Source organism: Micromonospora sp. ABR4_055, assembly GCF_056160425.1.
On the sequence record NZ_JBSWXD010000151.1, the window covers coordinates 1 to 17,022 of the forward strand.

Here is a 17,022-nt window from a genome sequence, read left to right on the forward strand (position 1 = left end):
ACGCGTTGGACCTGTTCTTCCCGAACCGTATCCCCATCGATGCCCGATAGTTGGACAGGATAGGGCGTTACACAGAAATTCGGACAGGCTCCGCGGTCACGGCAGTTGGTATTTCCACTGCTCCACCACCAACATTCTCGGCCGTCCGCAACGGATTCGCCGGGGCGGGTTCCCGTCGCAGGCCGCGGCCCGTCGCGCCCGTGACGAACTGCTGGCGATGTCATCGGAGCGCCGTACCGCGCAGAGCTGGACGGTGGCGCGGTGGCTGGAGCACTGGCTCCAGACCCGGACACGGCTGCGCCCGACCACCAAGCTGCTCTACGCCCGCGACATCGAACGGTTCCTCATCCCGCACGTCGGACGGACGCTCCTGTCGGAGCTGACCTCAAGCCAGCTCAACGCGGCGTTCCGTGCCATCGCGCGGCAACGCAACAAGTACGACCGGCCCCACTCGGCATCGACACTGAGGCACGTCCGTGCCACGCTCCGAGCCGCCCTCAACGCGGCGATCCGGGAGGACCTGCTCACCGACAACCCCGCACGTCGGGTCGAACTGCCCCACCCGGGCCAGACCCGAGCGCACATCTGGACCGACGAAAACGTCGCGGCCTGGCAGGAAACCGGCATCCGGCCGGCGGTCTCGGTCTGGACGGCACCCCAACTCGCCGCGTTCCTCGACTTCACCGCCAACGATCCGCTCCACGCCCTCTGGCGCCTGATCGGCCTGCGCGGGCTCCGCAGGGGCGAGGTCGCCGGCCTGCGTTGGTCCGACACCAACCTCGACGCCAACGAGCTGACCATCCACCAGCAGCGAACGTCCGCCGGACACCACGTCTACGAGGGGCCACCCAAGAGCGCGTCGGGACAGCGGGTCGTCGCCCTCGACGAGGCCACCGCCACCGCCCTGGCCCACCACCGCCAGCAACAACAGCAACAGGCCGTCCGACGGATCGAAGCCCGGCAGACCTACCGCGACACCGGATACGTCTTCACCCGACCCGACGGCCAGCCCTACCACCCCGGCTACTTCACCCAACGGTTCCCAACTCTGGTCCAGAAATCCACCCTGCCACCCATCCGGCTACACGACCTGCGGCACGGCGCCGCGTCGCTCGCCCACAACTCCGGCGCGGATCTCAAAACCATCCAAGCCCAGCTCGGCCACTCGCGGATCGACACCACCGCAGACGTGTACACCAGCGTGCTACCAGCAGCCCAACATCAGGCCGCCGCGGCCACCGCTGAACTCGTCCGCAATGCAGCCCGGGAACGCCGCGCCGCTATCAGGCGCGCCGCCCGCAAGGCCGCCAGGACGGCGAAAAAACCAGGAGCCTCAACGGAGCCGGACCAGCCGGAGGACCGTCGAACACCAGGTCAAGGCCATGATGATCACTGAGTAACTACAGAGAGTGATGACGCAGATGTCACACAGGTGTGGCAACGAACGTCCACACTCCATCAACAGTGACGGGATCTGATCTGCGTTTCGGCAGGTCAGACCCCTGATGATCTTGCGCGCCCGAAGGGACTCGAACCCCTAACCTTCTGATCCGTAGTCCAAAGCAGACAGATGAGTCTATCCTGCTTAGACTCTATGCCCTGGATGGTCCGACGGCAACCAGCTCACTCCGGCCCAATCCTGGTGTGTCCGCCCAGGTCCCGGCTATGCGGAACCTTGCCATCGACATGTGTGAACGAATTCGGCGGCTCGTGGCGGCCACGAACTCCGGCTGGGTCCTGGTACGTCCGTGCTGGTTCCCCGACGTTCGAGCACCCATGGAGCACCACGCTCGCCGCTGCTGGTAGCCGGGTGCATGGTCCGAGCGCCGGGGCCGTACCCGCCCTGCCGCCTCGCCGAGGAGACCCGCGCCCTTGACCTGCCTGACCAGCGCGGATGAGACTTCGGCACCTTGTAAAGCCCTGCGCATCAGTGGTCCCGGCCCGGTAGCTCGAGCACGGGCACCCGGGAGACCCGGAACGCGGGCCACGCTGCAGCGACGACGCCGGCAACGATCGGCGCCTCGAGTGTCGAGCGTTCGAACTCGATCACGAGGGTGCCGCCGAGCAGCGTCGGGTCGTCGCCGACCACGGCCATGCCCCCCTCGCTCAGGTCGGCGAGGTCGCCGACGATCGGGTCGAGGTCGAACGTGGTGGGCAGTGCTGTCGGGTCGATGCCGCCGATCGCCTCGGCTTTGCCTGCCACGATTCCTTCGGTGACGGACAGCGCAGCGACTGCGTCGACGTCGGGCAGCTCTGCGATCCGGCCGGCCAGGGTGGGGTCGATCGTCGCGAAGTCGGCGGTCGCCGACGTGACCACCACGTCCGCCTGCAGTCCGTCCCGAACGTCCGTCCCGACCGCGCTCGTCAGTGAGCTCGCGAAGACCGCGAACATCGTCACCATCGCGGTGCCGAGCATGAGCGCGAGCGCCGTCGACGCCGATCGACGAGGGCTCGCAGCCAGGTTGCCCGCTGCGATCGAGCCACCCACACCGGCGACGCGGCGGGCCACCCGAGCGCTCCCACGCGCTGCGGCGGTCACGATCGCCGGGCCGCACAGCACGAGCGCCGGGACGATGGCAGCGACTGTCAACGCCGCCTCAATCACGCGGAGCTGACAGGCTTCGACCCGACCCGTTTTTCAGACCGAGCCGCCAGCCTGCTACCAGGCCTCCTTGCAGCTACCCGGACCGGACTCACACCGGCAGGCGACGACGAGCTTACGACTCCAGATGAGCTACACACTCACCTCCAGGTCCCCTGGGCGCAAGAAAAGACCGAGGCTAAATTGGGTAGCCCTGTCACACGTAGTGGAGGCCGTGGATGGCAAGGCTTGACCTCTTGATCGCTGCGTTGGCCCGTCGAGTTGGCGTGTTACGGCGATACCTAGTTGGCGTAGCCGAAGCCGAAATCGACGCGGACCGGCAGGTACGGCAAGCTGTTGATCTGCTTGAGTCGGTCATGCATCACGACGATCCGGTGGCGTTGAACCAAGCCATCGACTTGCTGACCACTGCGGTGGTCGCAACCCCGACCGATCACCCCGACCGCGCCACATATTTGTCCAACCTTGGCATCGCGCTGCGTGTCAGGTTCGGGCGTACCGGAGCGGGGGCCGACCTGGACGAGGCGATCCGGGTAGGTCGGGAGGCGGCGACGGCCACCCCCACCGACCATCCCAACCGCTCTGTGTACCTGTCCAACCTCGGCATCGCGCTGCGTGCCCGGTTCGAGCGTGCCGGAGCGGGGGCCGACCTGGACGAGGCGATCCGGGTAGGTCGGGAGGCGGCGGCCGCCACCCCCACCGACCACCCGTACCGAGCCGGAATGCTGTCGAACCTCGGCAGCGCGCTGCTGGATCGGTTCGAGCGTGCCGGAGCGGGGGCCGACCTGGACGAGGCGGTGCGAGCCTGGTCGCAGGCAGGCGCGTCGACCGTAGCGTCAGCTACAACTCGGCTGACCGCCGCCCGAGGGTTGGCGCAAACCGTTGCGCAACAGTGGGGCCCGGCTGCGGCCCTCGATGCCTACACGGCGGCGGTGAACCTGCTGCCGCTGCTGACGTGGCGGGGCATCGGGTACCACGATCAGCAGCACCTGCTGCACCATCATGCCGCATCACTAGCCCGCGACGCCGCAGCCTGCGCCATCGCCGCCGACCGCCTAGACACCGCCGTCGAGTTGCTAGAGCAAGGTCGTGGCGTCTACTGGTCACAGCTTCTGGACATCCGTACCGACCTCACGGCCCTGCAGCACGCCGCCTCCCACCTGGCCGAACAACTACTCGACTGCCGGGTCGTCCTCGACCAACCCGTTGCGACGACACTTACCGGGTAACGGCGAGCTTACCCGAGCGCCACGGCTGTATCGGCAGGTCAAAGCCCTGCCTGGGCGAAGATCCCGATGCGGGACGCCACCCGTGATCGTGGGCACGGCCGCTACGACATCCGCCAGTTGCAAGCCGTGATCTGCCTCGGGGCATTGGTGCTGGACTTTCCGTACGCGGTTCAGGCGCTACGGATCCGGTTTGTGTTCCCCTGCCGGACTTGCCGGTCTCACGGTCTGTCGGGCATCCTGGTCGCCTCTTGGGACGGACTCGCCATGCTCCCACGCACGGCGTCGAGCCGGGCCGCCAGTTGCGGGTTCACTGCAGACAACCGGGTCAGGTCGGTGCGGGAGTTCAGCAGTTGGGTCCAGATGACCGCCCGGCCCGTCTCGACGAGAACGACGGCAGTGCCGACCCGGCCGGCGTTCAGCGCACAGGCCGCCCCGCTGGTGCCTAGGTCGCGGGCAACGTTGAGTAGCTTTCGCTCGCGATCCACACGGTCCAGGCCGGGCCAGACGGCGACGTCGAGGAGGCCTGCGGCGATGACGTATCCGTCGACGGCCGTCGCCCATTGCCCCCGCCGGGCGGCCAGCGAGGCCCAGCCCCGAGCCCCGGCGATCCGCCAGTCCGGCGCGCCCGACTGCTGGCCGGCGGCGCGCTGATACGCCGCGATCGCCTCGTCGAGATCTGCGGATGAGGCAGAATGAGCGTGCCGGGCGACCAGCGCATCGGCGAGGGCCAGCTGATGGAACTCCAGCCCGGGCGCCGCCGAATCGGTCAGCCCGACCGCATTCCGGGCGAGCTCCACCGCCTCGTCGGCGGCGCTTCGGGAATCGGCGACGCTGGTGTGTTGGAGCAGGTTGCTGAGGTTGCTCAACCGGCTGGGTAGGTACCGGTCGGTGGCCGGCGTCCGTTCGATCGTGTCACGCATGATCTGGATCGCCTCTTCTGCGTAGCGCGGTTCGCCGGTGTGGTAGGCCATGTCGGCCAGCGCACCGGCCAGATTCGTCGCATGGGCGAGGTCGTTGACGCTCCGCAGGGACCTGACGGCGACTGCGGCCCGGCCGGCATCGATCGACGCCCTCAGGTCTTCGACCCGGCCGTTCACGAAGAACAGGCTCTGCAGCGCGCTGCAGAGATGCGAGTTCATCCAGCCCCGGTCCGGTGAGTTGTCCGGCAGCAATGCGATCGCCTGCCGCCCGGCCTCGATCGCGCCGATGATGTCAACCAGGGAGCTGTACCGGCGGAACCGAGCGCGGAGCAGTTGCTCCAATCTAGACAGGTGCATAGAGCGGTCGATGCACGGCGACTCACGCACCGCATCGCGGGCCGCGCGGATGCCATCGTCGATGTCCCCGCGATTGCCCGTCCGGTCATGTCGGCCGCTCAAGCACGAGGCGAGCAGTCCCAGCGCGGCGGCCCGGTTGGGCCCGGCCCCCGGGATTCGTTGCACCCAGGTGGCAGCCGCCGTTACGGCCTCGTCGAGATCCGCGGCGTTCCCGCGTAGATCGTACCGGCTGGTCAACACCGACGTCAGGTTCGTTGTCCGCTTTTCGAGGTCAGGATCATTCAGCGCGGAGCCGGCTACTGCTGCCCGCATGAGGTCGACGGCCCGGTCGAGGTCGGATAGGTCGCCGGTGTGCTCTGCCCGAGCCCGGTACGTCAGACCGAGCATCGCTTGGTACCTCGCCGGATCATGCGGCTGGCCGGTGCCGTTGACGGCGGCCTCGCCGCAGCGCACCGCCTCGTCGAGGTCAGCCGGGTCCCGCCGATGGTGATAGCGGTTGCGAAGCGCGACGCCGAGGTTCGACTGGTACAGCGGGGAGCTCCCGTCGACGACCACTGCCTCCCGCCCGCGTGTCACCGCCTCGTCGAGGCTGCCGGCGTCGCCGGTGTACTCGAACCGGTTGCTCAGCATAACGCTGAGCGCGTTGAGCACGCTCGCCCGAGCACCGTTGTCCGCAGGTATGCCGACGGCACTGCGTAGCTCGGCGCAGGCCTCGTCAAGCAGCGCCACGTCGCGCCGCTCCTCGAACTGCCGCAGCAACTCGGCGGCCCTCTCGTAACGCTCGCGGACGTCGCGCGCACCGAGCGGGATGTATTGCCACATCTGCTCGGGCACCAGATTCGGCGCATGCGGCGCGATCATGCGGAACAGCCGGACCGCCTGCCGCGCGTCGTCCTGATCCTGTCCTTCCGGCAAGACAGCGGCGCGGCCCATCGCGAACATGCCGAGCGCATGTGCGACCTCGATGGTCCCCTCGCCGTCGCCCCCGAACGTCGCACCCCACAGGGCATTGGCCTCGGCCACCGCTTCGCGAGAAAGCAGGAGGCTAGGATCGTGCGTCGCCAGGAAGCGGTCCACCCGGTCCCGGATCGCCTGCAGCAGGTTGTCCATCGATCGATTCTGGGCTGTCGCCGATCGGAACCGGGCGGCCACCCGGCTCGACATCGCCGGACGATCAGGCGGACCTGCCCAGGCCGCAGCGAGAGTGCACTGTCCGCCGGATCACGTCCGTCAGGTATCAGAATGATTCCACAACCGGAGGCTGGACAGCGGACCCGCAGCAGCTCGTCGGCGCGGTCCTGGAACCCGCGGCGACAGCTGGGGCGCAGACGCTCACGCGGCGGGTACTTGAACATCCTGGGAATTGCACTGCGGCAACGGTACGACCATTGTGGAACGGTCGACGACCTGCGCGCACCGCGGACCGGGACCGGACGGTCGAGGGCGGTGACCAGGGACGGTCGCCGCAGTGGGAGTAGCGGCTACACCCTGCAACGCGGCCACCGTGACCCGACCCCTGACCGGCCGCCGCAGCTGACCGCGCGGTGGGATCGGGTCCGCCGGGATCTGCTGAGCGCCTCAACGGGAACCACGCGGCCGCCCAGCCGGACAACCTCCGACGTTCGGCCGGAACCCAGCGGGCGGGCTTCATCCCGGAGGTACACGTCGGGTTTGATGGTTGCATGATGCCCGGTAGCCCTGACCGATTCACTCAGGACGTCGACCGTCGCATGGCGCTGGCCCGTGAGTGGGACGAGCTCGTCGAGCAGGTCCGGGCACTTGAGGGGTTCGAGGACTTCCTGCGGCCGCCACGGCTGGAGACGTTGCTGCCGGCTGCGGACGGCGGCCCGGTGGTGATCATCAACATCAGCCGGTGGCGGTGCGACGCGCTGATCGTGCGGACGTCCGGGGTGAGCGTGGTCGAGCTGCCGAACCTGCGGCAGGAAGACGTCGTCACCGAGGTCGAGGCCTATCTGAACGCGGTACAGGGTCGGCAGGCCGAGACGCTGGACGGCGCGTATGCCCGCGACACGTCGGTCCGCGACGTCGATCCGACCGTCGGGGCGAACCCCGTCGAGGCCGCCCTTGACCGCTGCCTGCGCTGGATGTGGGACGCGTTCGCCGCCGACGTGCTGCAGCACCTGGGCTACACCGAGCCGCCAACCGGGGACTGGCCGCGGATCTGGTGGTGCCCGACCGGCCCGCTGGCCCTGCTGCCGGTCCACGCCGCCGGTGACCACAGCACGGCCGGTGACGCGGTGCTGGATCGGGTCATCTCCTCGTACACGCCGACGCTGCGCGCGCTGGTGGAGGCGCGTAACGGCGCAGGGCAGCAGCACCCGGGCGCGGAGCGGATGCTGTTCGTCGGCATGCCGCAGACGCCGGGTCAGGCAGAATTGCCCAACGTGCGGTCGGAGCAGCGGCTCATCACGAAGCTGTTCGGGGACGCCTGCACGCTGCTTGTCGGTGAGCAGGCGACCCGCGAGACGGTCATGGCCGAGCTCCGCGGTCATGAGTGGGTGCACTTCGCGTGTCACGGTGAGCAGAACCTGGCAGACCCGTCGCGCGGCGGGCTGCTCGTGCACGACGGCACGCTCACCGTCACCGACTTCAGTGCGCAGCAGTACAGCGGCGACTTCGCCTACCTTTCCGGCTGCAAGACCGCGGTCGGCGGGGTACACCTGCCGGACGAGGCCATCACGCTCGCCGCGGCCCTGCACTACACCGGTTACCGGCACGTGATCGCCACCTTGTGGTCGATCTGGGACAAGGAGGCCGCGCAGGTCGCAGACGAGGTGTATCAGGAGGTTGCCGCCGGTGGCGTCCTGAACGCCGACAGGTCGGCGCGGGCGCTGCATCACGCGGTCCGGCGGCTGCGGACCGAGCACCGGCACCGGCCGAGTGTGTGGACCCCGTTCGCGCACACCGGTCCGTGACAGGAGATTGCGATGCCCAGAGTGCACGCGCTGCTGGTCGGCATCGACCGGTACCGGCTGCCGGAGATGAACCTGCGCGGCTGCGTCAACGACGTCGACCTGGCCGAGCGGGTCCTGCGGGACCGGATCGGGCCGGCCGACCTGACCGTCGAGCGGCTCTGCGACGAGCTGGCCACCCGCGCCGGCCTGATCGAGGCGTTCCGCCGCCACCTCGGCGGGCTCGGCCCCGGCGACATCGCCCTGTTCTGGTACAGCGGGCACGGCTCGACCGGCCCGCTACCGGAGGAGATCTGGTACTCGGAGAACTCCGGCATGTGTCAGACGATCGTGTGTCACGACAGCCGGGCCGGCGCGCCCGACCTGTACGACAAGGAGCTCGCGGCGCTGGCGCAGGAGGCGCTCCGGACCGGCGCGCAGCTGGTGACGATCCTGGACTCGTGCCACTCACGCGGCGGGATGCGTACCCCGGTCCCGGGTCTGGCCCCGCGGCTCGCCCCCGCGCTGGACCGCGCGCCGACGCTGGGTGAACTGCTGCCGGAACTGGCCACGGACCCGGCGCGACTCGCCGCCGGCCGGCAACTGCCCGGGCACATCGCGCTTGCCGCGTGCGACGAGTGGGAGCTGGCGAACGAGCGGCCCTTCGTCGACGGCTGGCACGGCATCTTCACCGAGGCTCTCTGCCACGCACTGGCCCGGCTCGGCCCCGATGTCACGTACCGCCAGCTGTACAGCCATGCCCGCTGCCGGGTCGAAGGGCGGCTTTCCCTGCAGGTGCCCACGCTGGAGGCGCTCGAAGATGTCGCCGACCGGCGATTCCTCGGCGGAACCATGCGGTCGCGGGGGGCGCGGATCGTCATGCGCCACCTGCACGGCCGCTGGGAGCTGGACACCGGGGCGGTCCACGGCGTCGTCGCCGGCGCGCGGTTCGGCGTGTACCGCGCCGAGCCGCTGCGGGAAGTCTGCGTCGTGCAGGTACACACGCATCGCAGCATCGTCGAACCGGTCGGCTGGACGCCGGACACCACGGCGCAGTACGAGATGGTCCTCACCGATGTGCCGCTCCCGCCCGTCGCGGTGTCCGTCGACGCGGACCCCGATGTCATCGCGGGCCTGACCGGGACCGTCCAGGTCGCCGGCGCAGGCGGCGGACCCTCGCCGCACATCCGGATCGTGCCGCCCGCCGACGCGGCCACCTCCGCGCTGCGGCTGCGGGTCCGGCAGGCGCCCGGCGAGCGCACCCTGCAGATCACCGGGCCCGACGGCAAGCCGCTGGCCGCGCCGGTGCCCGCCGACGACATCGGCATCGAGCAGACCGTTCGCGATCTGGAGCACATCGCCCGCTGGCTGCAGGTCCGCAACCTGGAAAGCGGATCCCCGGCCCTGCAGGACGCGGTCCGCCTCGAAGTGGTCCGGGCACTGCCGGACGGTTCGCGTCCTCCCCGCGGCCAGGCACAGCCGGTGGCCGCCTTCGACTTCACCTACCGATGGGACGGCGCGCGCTGGGTGCCGCCGGAGGTGTACATCAGGCTGCACAACACGACCGACCGGAAGCTGTACTGCGTGCTGCTGGACCTGACCGACCGGCACCGCATGCACGCGAACCTGCTCTCGGGCGAATACGTCGCGGCACGGTGGACTGTGGAGGCGGCAAACCGCGGCCCGATCACCGCGTCCCTGCCCCCGGATCGGCGGGTCGAGCCGGGCGCGGCCGCCACCGACTGGCTGGTGCTGCTGGTCGCGGAGGAGCCGTTCAGCTCGGAGCCGTTCTCGCTGCCGCGCCTGCGCGAGGTACCGGATTCGGCGGCGCGTGGTGCGCGGCCCGGCATCACCGGCGTGCTCGACCGGCTCGGCCTGCTCGCGGTCCGGCGTGACCTTGACCCGCCACCGCCGCCGGTCGCGCTGGACTGGGCGGTCACGGTCGTCGAGTTCACCACCCGAGTTCCATGATGGATGCCGAGGGCGCCCGTGCGGCCGCGGTGGACGGTGCCGAGGAGGCGGCCCGCGCCGCCGCCGACGGCGACCCGTACCTGTGCCGGTACCTCACCGACCTGGCGAACACGTACGCCCGAACCGGACGACCGGCGGACGCCGTGGACCCGCTCGACCGGGCCGCGGAACTGCCCGGTGTTCCTGTGGGTGAACGCGCCGACGCGGCCATCACCTGGGCGGGCCTCGCGGCAGCGCATGCCCAGTGGTACCGCGCACGTGCCTTCCACGGCCGGGCCGAACGGATCCGGGCCGACCTCGACAGCGCGACCCGCAGCACCGCACCGTGGCCGGCCGAGACCGACGCCCTGGTCAGCCTCGTGCGCGAGGCGGTGTGCTGACGTGGCGGATGCCGGCGAGGTGGCGAACCTACTGCGGCGCGGCGCCGAGCTACGGCGGCGGTATCTGCAGACCGGCGACGTCGACGCGCTGACCTCGTCCTTGCACCTCGCGAACACGGCGCTTCGGATGAGCCCGGGTTCCGGCGAGGCTCACCTGGACGTCGCCGCGGCGCTACTCATCCGCTACGAGGCGCAGGGCGCGCTCGACGACCTGGACCAGGCACTGCAGCGGCTCGCAACAGCCGAGGAGCTGCTCCCGCCGGGCGAGAACCGCACGACCGTGTACGCCAACACGGTGGGCGCCCGGACCACACGGTTCTACCGGCTCGGCGACACCACCGACCTCACGGCCGGCATCGCCGCCGCCGAGCGCGGCATCCATGAGCTGGAGGCGACGGGGACCGACTCGCTGGCACTGCGCACGAACCTCGCCGGGCTGCTACTCCTCCGGTACCAGGTGCTCGGCGATCCCGCCGACCTCGACTACGCCATCAGCGCGGGCCGAGGCGGTCTGCCGGGGCCGTTCCAGTTGTACGCCGCGCTGGCGGGCAACCTGTTGGAGCGGTTCAGGCGCACGCATCGGGCCGCGGACCTCACGGAGGCCCTCGAATACTCCGCCGTCGGCGTGCGCGGAGCTCCTCCCGGCAGTCCCGGCCGCCTACTGGCGCTCGCCGTCGCGGGAGCCGCCCTACGAGTGCACTACGAGCGCACCGGCTCGTTGTCCAGCCTCACCGAGGCGGTGCAACATCAGCGGGAAGCAGGTGGCCTGCTCGACGATCGGCATCCCCAGGCCGGGACCCTGCTGCTCGACTTCGCCCACACCTACCGGCTCCGGTTTGAGCGTCACGGCGTACGCGCCGATCTCGACGCCCTGACGGAACTTCTCGCCCGAGCCATGCGCTCGCCCGCCCCGCAGATCCAGGTGATGGCGCTGACCTGTCAGGCGCAGGCATTGCGGTCGCAGGCCGCGCTGCTGGCACGAGACGGCGATCGGCCGGGCTCGGCGCAGAAGGCCCGGGAGGCCATCGTGGCCGCGCAGGACGCACTCGACCGTTCGGAGCCGACGGATCCGCGAAGGCCCGACCGCCTGATCAATCTGGCGAACGCCTACCGTCAGCTGTTCGACGCCGCAGGGGACCCGGCCGCCGATGACGCGGCCGCCGCGCATCTCACGGCAGCGCGGGAGGCCATGGCCGTCTCCGACCAGAGCCGCGCGGTGGCCGAGATCAACCTGGCCAACCACCTGATCCGCACCGGCAAGGCAGCCGGCGACGTCGATCGGGTCCGCCGGGCCGTCGACCTGCTCGAGTCCATAGTGGCGGCCAACGAGCAGGACGGCCCCGTGCTCGCCCTGGCCATCCTGAGCCTAATCGCCGCCCGGACACTGACCGCCTCGGCCACCCCGGACGTGATCGTGGCGCTGCTCCGCCGTTTACGCGGCCTCAACACCGCGCCTCCGATCGCCATGGTCGCGGCCGGAATACTCGCCGGGGACTGGATGATGTCGCTCGGCAGCGACCAAGCGGCGCCGGCGTACGGCATCGCCGTCACCGCGCTGCCCACCGCGATCTGGCACGGTCTCGACCGGGCCACACAGGAAGCACATCTGATCGACATCACCGGGATCGCGACGGCCGCCGCCAGCGCCTACCTCCGCGTGGGCGACGAACGGCATGCGCTGGAGTCCCTGGAGAACGCGCGTAACGTCATGTGGTCCCGGACGCTTGAGCTGCGGCAGCCCACGTACCGGCTCGCGAAGGTGCGGCCCGACCTCGCTTCCCGATTGGACGAGGTCGCCGGTGCGCTCGGCACGTTGTAGGAGGAGCCGCACGCCGGTCGAAGGCCCGGATCGAGCCCGCGACTCGAATAACCTCGGCGGCGAGCTCCGCAGCCGGTATCAGCGGACGGAAGACGTCGCCGGCCTGGACGAGACACCGACGGTCACATCGAACCGCCGGGCCGGCTCAACAACCAGGGCATCGCCCTGCTGGAACGGCATCCGCAATATGGACGGCTGACGGACATGGACGAGGCGGCACCGGCCGCACGAACCGTGGTTGCGCCGCTACCTTTGGAGACCGCCCTGAGCTCGCCAGGTTCCGCACCAACCTGCGGCGCACTGATGGCCCGGTTCCAGCACACGAACAACCCGACCGCCATCCACGACGCGACGGCCGTGATGCGCGCCGGCCCGGCTGTGACACCAGACGGGGACTTCGAGCGAGCCAACCGGCTGTCCGACCTGGGCGGCGCCCCGGTCCGCCGGTTCAGCGTGACCGGCGACGCCGCGGATATCGACGAAGCCATCGACCCTCCAGGTCGTCGACTTCTGTCCCCGGGCGATGGCTCACGCTGGGCTCTCAGCAGATCTCGATCAGGCTGCGACGTTGTGCCGGGCGCTCGGCGTACCGTGTGCTCATGCCACCGTTCGACATCGGCGAACTGATCATGAACGCCGACGAGGTGGGGCTGCGGCGGCTGGTGGACGCACTGAATGCCGTTCCGCCAGATCCACGCGTTGAGCCGGAACGCGGTTACCTTCTCCATTCGCTGGGGGTCGCCTATCTGCGGAAGTATGAGGAAACGAGCCGCCGAGATTTTCTGGAATCGGCGCTTGCATTGCTGAGGCAGAGCATCGACGAAGGTGGTGCCGCCGAATGGCATTCGTACGACGTGGCGAACCTCGCGAACGCGTTGGTGTTCGAGTATCAGTTAACCGGCCGGTCGTCGGCCCTCGAAACTGCCATTGTGGCGTCACGGCAGTCTGTCTCGCTCGGTCCGCAGACAGGTGACGAGCAAGCCGGTCGTCTCTCGAACCTCGGTCATCTGCTGGTAGTACGGGCCAGTGGCTTCAACTTGGCGGGTGACCTCGACGAGGCCATCGAATCGCTCGAAGAGTCGGTCCGAGTACCCGACATCAGTGACCGGAAAGAGTCAGAGTGCTGGTCGAACCTCGCAGGAGCACTTCGCGATAGGTACGAGCGGTCCGGGAACCTTGACGATCTTCGCCGAGCGGTTGCCGCTCTGCGTCGGTCAGTCGACGCAGCGCCGGATGGCAGCGAACTGGAACGAGACAACCGGGTTAACCTAGCCGGTGCCATCCGGGCACGTGCGATAGCGACCGGTGATCCGACCGATCTCGACCAATCGGTCGCAGACATCGAATTTATCGTCAATGAGATCTCTCGCGATGACCCGAGCATCCGTCACTACCTGCACAATCTTGGCATGGGTTACCTCGTCAGAGCCCGGCTTACTGGAGGCATCGACGACCTGCGCCAAGCCCAGTCGGCGTTGCGCCAAGCCCTAGAACAGACGAACCCGGAACATCAGAAACACGCCAGCATCGGTCTGAATCTGGCCGAGGCGTACAGCCGGGAGGCCGGTCGTGCGGAACAGGCACTGGACCTGCTCGACATGATCAGCGATCATCCGTCGTCACCCGCGAGCGTCCGGTTTCGAGCGGCGGAGACCGCAGGCAATCTGCGGCTGGAGGCCGGGAACACACACGATGCGCTGCCGTCGCTGAGCAAGGCGGTGGCCCTCTTACCCAGCGTGGCATGGAGGGGATCGACCTACCAGGACAGGCGGGTTGCGGTCGGCGAACGCTTGGGCACGGCGGCAGCGGCCGCCGCCTGCGCCATTGCCGAGAATCGCCCAGCGGCAGCGCTCGACCTGCTCGAGACTGGACGGACGATCCTGTGGCGCCAACTGATCGAGGTGCGGACTGACCTAGCACGAATTCGCCACGTCAAGCCCGATCTCGCCGACAGGCTGAGGGCAGTGCAGGCTCAGCTTGACGCGTCCCACCACTTCTGACCAAGGTCGTCGCGTAGTTGAATAGCCGCTGGTCACCGTGGTGATGGGGCCGTGAGTGCGGGCAGGTCTTCCTAGCGATGTTCTCGGTGACCCAGGTGCGCCTCATCGTCTTCGACCTGGGAACGAGTCTTGGCGGGGTACAGCATCCCGGCCCGGATCGTACCAGTCCGCGGACGGTGGATCGTCGGACAGACCCTCGGCACCCTGATGCTGCACCGCCGTCTCGTCCGCGAGTACGAGAGCCGACCGGAGTCCAGCGTGTCACGCACCTGGTGGGCGTCCACCGCGAACCTGGTCCGCCGACTCACCGGCACCAGCACACCCACCTGGCGGCAGCGGTGAACCTCACCACGGTCCTCGACCTGATCGCCCGCCAGGAGGCCGCCGCCGGCCAGACAGCCGACCGGCTCCGCGAGCAGATCGCCACCCTCACCGCCGAACTCGGCCGCGTCGACAGCGAACTGGCCGCCCTGGCGACCACCCGCACCACCCTGCGCGCGCTCGCCGCCGCCGAGTTCACCGCCGACGACCCGACGATCGCCAGCACCCCCTACCAGCAGATCCTGGAAGTCCTCGCCACCGCACCCGCCGGGATGCGAGCGAAGGGCATCTGCCTCGCACTCGGCGTCGAGCCCTCACCGAAACACGTCAAAGGCACCCGCGCGAAGCTCAAACGCATGGTCAACGGCCGCGTCCTCACCGAAGACGAACCCGGAGTATTCGCTCTCGCCCCGAAAAGGACGTAATCTTCCGAAGTGTCCTCTGACCCTCCCCCCTCTCGGCACATGCAGGTTTCCAGAACCGGTCATCGACTTTGATCGAAATCCGTCGTCCCGTCGATACGCCTCTGTTCTGCGAGTAGGCCGACCAGCAGGTGGGCGGTGTCCATGTCGCCGGCGTTGGCCCAGCTTTCGAGGATCGCGACGGCCTCATCGACACGCCCCTGCTTGGCCAACAGGTCGGCCAACTGTCGGGCGGCGATCGGGTCACCCCGTGCCCGCAGCTCTTCGATGCGTCCCTGCTCAGCGAGTAAGCCGACCAGCTGCCGTGCGGCGATCGGTCGCCGGCGTTGGCCCAGGTTTGGAGGATCGCGATCGCCTCATCGACACGCCCCTGCTCAGCCAGTAGATCGGCTAGCCGTCGGGCGGCGTCCATGTCGCCTGCGTCGGCCCGCGCCCGCAGCTCATCGGCACGCCCCTGCTCGACCAGCAAGCGCGCCAACCATCGGGCGGCGATCGGATCGCCGCCGTCGGCCCGCGCCCGTAGTTCGCCGATGCGCCCCTGCTCGACCAGCAGGCGCGCCAACCGCCCCGCGGCATCCATCTCGTCGGCGTCGGCCCAGGTTTGGAGGATCGCGATCGCCTCATCGACACGCCCCTGCTCGACCAGTAGATCGGCCAACCGCCAAATGGCATCTGGGTCACCGGCGTCGGCCCAGGTTTGGAGGATCGCGATCGCCTCATCGACACGCCCCTGCTCAGCCAGTAGATCGGCTAGCCGTCGGGCGGCGTCCATGTCGCCAGCGTTGGCCCAGGTTTGGAGGATCGCGATCGCCTCATCGACACGCCCCTGCTCGACCAGTAGATCGGCCAACCGCCAAATGGCGTACCGGTCGCCAGCGTCGGATTGAAGTTGGAGGTGGTAGGCGTGCGGGATGCGGGCGAGGTGGTCTTGGAGGATGGCGTGGCGGTATTGGTAGTAGGCACCGGATTGACGAACTACGCCGATCTGGTGGGCGTGAGTGAGGAAGGTGTGCAGTCGCCAGGGGAGCCGGCCTTGTAGGGCGAGGCGAGTATGGGTGAGCCGGTATCGAGCCCAAGTCCAGCCTCCCACAGCAAGGCCGACTACGGTGCCGTAGACTAGTGCGGCGGTGCCCCCGACGATGGAGGCCGAGGTATCGGTCAGAGTTGCGGCGCCAGCGAACACTATGCCGCTGGTGAAGGCCTGCTGAATCGCGGCAGCGGCGGTAAGGCGCCAGTTCTGGGCCAGCTCACTCTTCGGGCGCGGGTGTGCCGGCGGACGCGGCTGCCAGGTTGGTATTACTCCGGCAAGGACAGTGTAGGCCAGACCGGCGGCCAGGGCCGGGGCCAGTTGGGTAGTGATCAGACCGGTCAGTGCGGCACCGCCGAGCGTGTAGCTCAGCAGCAGGCCGTACCGTTCGAGGCGCAGCCAGCGTGTCGTGCGTGACTCTAGGCGGACGTGGGGTGGGTAGCCGTACGGCCACAACGGTCGTAGCCACCCGGCCGATGCCGCGATGACAGCGACAATTCCGGTGAGCCCCGACCACCATGTGCTTACCCCGGCGGCTAGCGCCAACAGGCTCGCGGCGAGTCCAGGCAGCACCGCTGCAGCGGCCACGGTGAGCGGCTGTGCACTGGTGGACCGGGTGGTGAACAAATCAGGTTTGAGCTGCCACCAGTGCCAGTCCCGGGTCCCGGTCGTATGCATGTGCCATGCCAGACACTCCAGCCAGCGACGGGCCCGGACCGGGTCATATTGTCTCTCCCGCCTGCCGCGTGCCGCCCATCTCGGTCCGTTGTCGGGCTTGGCGGTGTAGACGGCGGTGATGAAGGAGTCCATCAACCGACCCGTGACCTGGGACTGCGAGCTCAGCCGAAGCAGTTCGTCCGGGCGGCTGCCTGGTTGCTGGTAGGCAGTCCGGGCCATGGACACCATCAGCGGGGTAGAGAACGCTGCAGCCACTGAGGCTTATTCAGCAGGGCCCAGTAACCCACAGTGGACCCCCGATGAATGAGACGGCCCGCCCTCCCATAGGATGGAGTTTCCACACAACAACCAAAGAAAGCGGACCGCCGAGCATGTATCATACCA

At 68.9% G+C, this 17,022-nt stretch carries 11 protein-coding genes and 1 pseudogene; 9 read left to right on the forward strand and 3 right to left on the reverse strand.

The features are described 5' to 3' along the window. Window positions 1–217: 217 nt before the first annotated feature. On the forward strand, window positions 218–1,396 hold the full coding sequence (locus tag ACXAHD_RS26135; protein WP_281552701.1) for a tyrosine-type recombinase/integrase: 1,179 nt from the start codon (window positions 218–220) through the stop codon (window positions 1,394–1,396). Between the two features lie 531 nt (window positions 1,397–1,927). Here the strand turns inward: ACXAHD_RS26135 and ACXAHD_RS26140 are convergent. Beyond that, entirely contained in the window at window positions 1,928–2,590 is a 663-nt protein-coding gene (locus ACXAHD_RS26140) for a hypothetical protein (protein WP_475053870.1), read from the reverse strand. Between the two features lie 368 nt (window positions 2,591–2,958). On the opposite strand from ACXAHD_RS26140, the gene ACXAHD_RS26145 reads away from it, so the two are divergent. Further along, the gene (locus tag ACXAHD_RS26145) at window positions 2,959–3,831 is read left to right on the forward strand and encodes a tetratricopeptide repeat protein (protein WP_475053873.1); all 873 of its coding nucleotides are present in this window, start codon (window positions 2,959–2,961) and stop codon (window positions 3,829–3,831) included. Window positions 3,832–4,049: 218 nt separating this feature from the next. Here the strand turns inward: ACXAHD_RS26145 and ACXAHD_RS26150 are convergent, their stop codons facing one another. Then, on the reverse strand, window positions 4,050–6,218 hold the full coding sequence (locus tag ACXAHD_RS26150; protein WP_475053876.1) for a hypothetical protein: 2,169 nt from the start codon (window positions 6,216–6,218) through the stop codon (window positions 4,050–4,052). Window positions 6,219–6,793: 575 nt separating this feature from the next. Between ACXAHD_RS26150 and ACXAHD_RS26155 the strand changes: the two genes are divergently transcribed. The 7 genes and pseudogenes from ACXAHD_RS26155 to ACXAHD_RS26185 all read left to right on the forward strand — a co-directional run bounded on the left by ACXAHD_RS26155 (window position 6,794) and on the right by ACXAHD_RS26185 (window position 14,936). Next, the gene (locus tag ACXAHD_RS26155) at window positions 6,794–8,044 is read left to right on the forward strand and encodes a CHAT domain-containing protein (protein WP_475053880.1); all 1,251 of its coding nucleotides are present in this window, start codon (window positions 6,794–6,796) and stop codon (window positions 8,042–8,044) included. A gap of 12 nt (window positions 8,045–8,056) precedes the next feature. After that, entirely contained in the window at window positions 8,057–9,991 is a 1,935-nt protein-coding gene (locus tag ACXAHD_RS26160) for a caspase family protein (protein WP_475053882.1), read from the forward strand. Then, window positions 9,988–10,371, forward strand: a complete 384-nt coding sequence (locus tag ACXAHD_RS26165) for a hypothetical protein (RefSeq protein ID WP_475053886.1) — start codon at window positions 9,988–9,990, stop codon at window positions 10,369–10,371. Before ACXAHD_RS26160 ends, ACXAHD_RS26165 begins: the two co-directional genes overlap by 4 nt. A gap of 1 nt (window position 10,372) precedes the next feature. After that, a complete protein-coding gene (locus ACXAHD_RS26170) occupies window positions 10,373–12,190 on the forward strand; it encodes a hypothetical protein (RefSeq protein WP_475053889.1) in 1,818 nt (605 codons plus the stop codon). 599 nt (window positions 12,191–12,789) lie between these two features. Beyond that, window positions 12,790–14,190, forward strand: a complete 1,401-nt coding sequence (locus ACXAHD_RS26175; RefSeq protein ID WP_475053891.1) for a tetratricopeptide repeat protein — start codon at window positions 12,790–12,792, stop codon at window positions 14,188–14,190. Window positions 14,191–14,349: 159 nt separating this feature from the next. Beyond that, window positions 14,350–14,532: pseudogene (locus ACXAHD_RS26180) on the forward strand (IS5 family transposase); the annotation flags it as partial. Further along, window positions 14,529–14,936 (forward strand): hypothetical protein, encoded by a 408-nt coding sequence (locus ACXAHD_RS26185; RefSeq protein WP_475053894.1) that lies wholly within the window; start codon window positions 14,529–14,531, stop codon window positions 14,934–14,936. The pseudogene ACXAHD_RS26180 and the gene ACXAHD_RS26185, both read left to right, overlap by 4 nt. Here the strand turns inward: ACXAHD_RS26185 and ACXAHD_RS26190 are convergent. After that, complete coding sequence (locus ACXAHD_RS26190) at window positions 14,887–16,770, reverse strand: tetratricopeptide repeat protein (protein ID WP_475053899.1); 1,884 nt, start codon at window positions 16,768–16,770, stop codon at window positions 14,887–14,889. The two genes, ACXAHD_RS26185 and ACXAHD_RS26190, sit on opposite strands and share 50 nt — an antisense overlap. Between the last annotated feature and the right edge of the window lie 252 nt (window positions 16,771–17,022).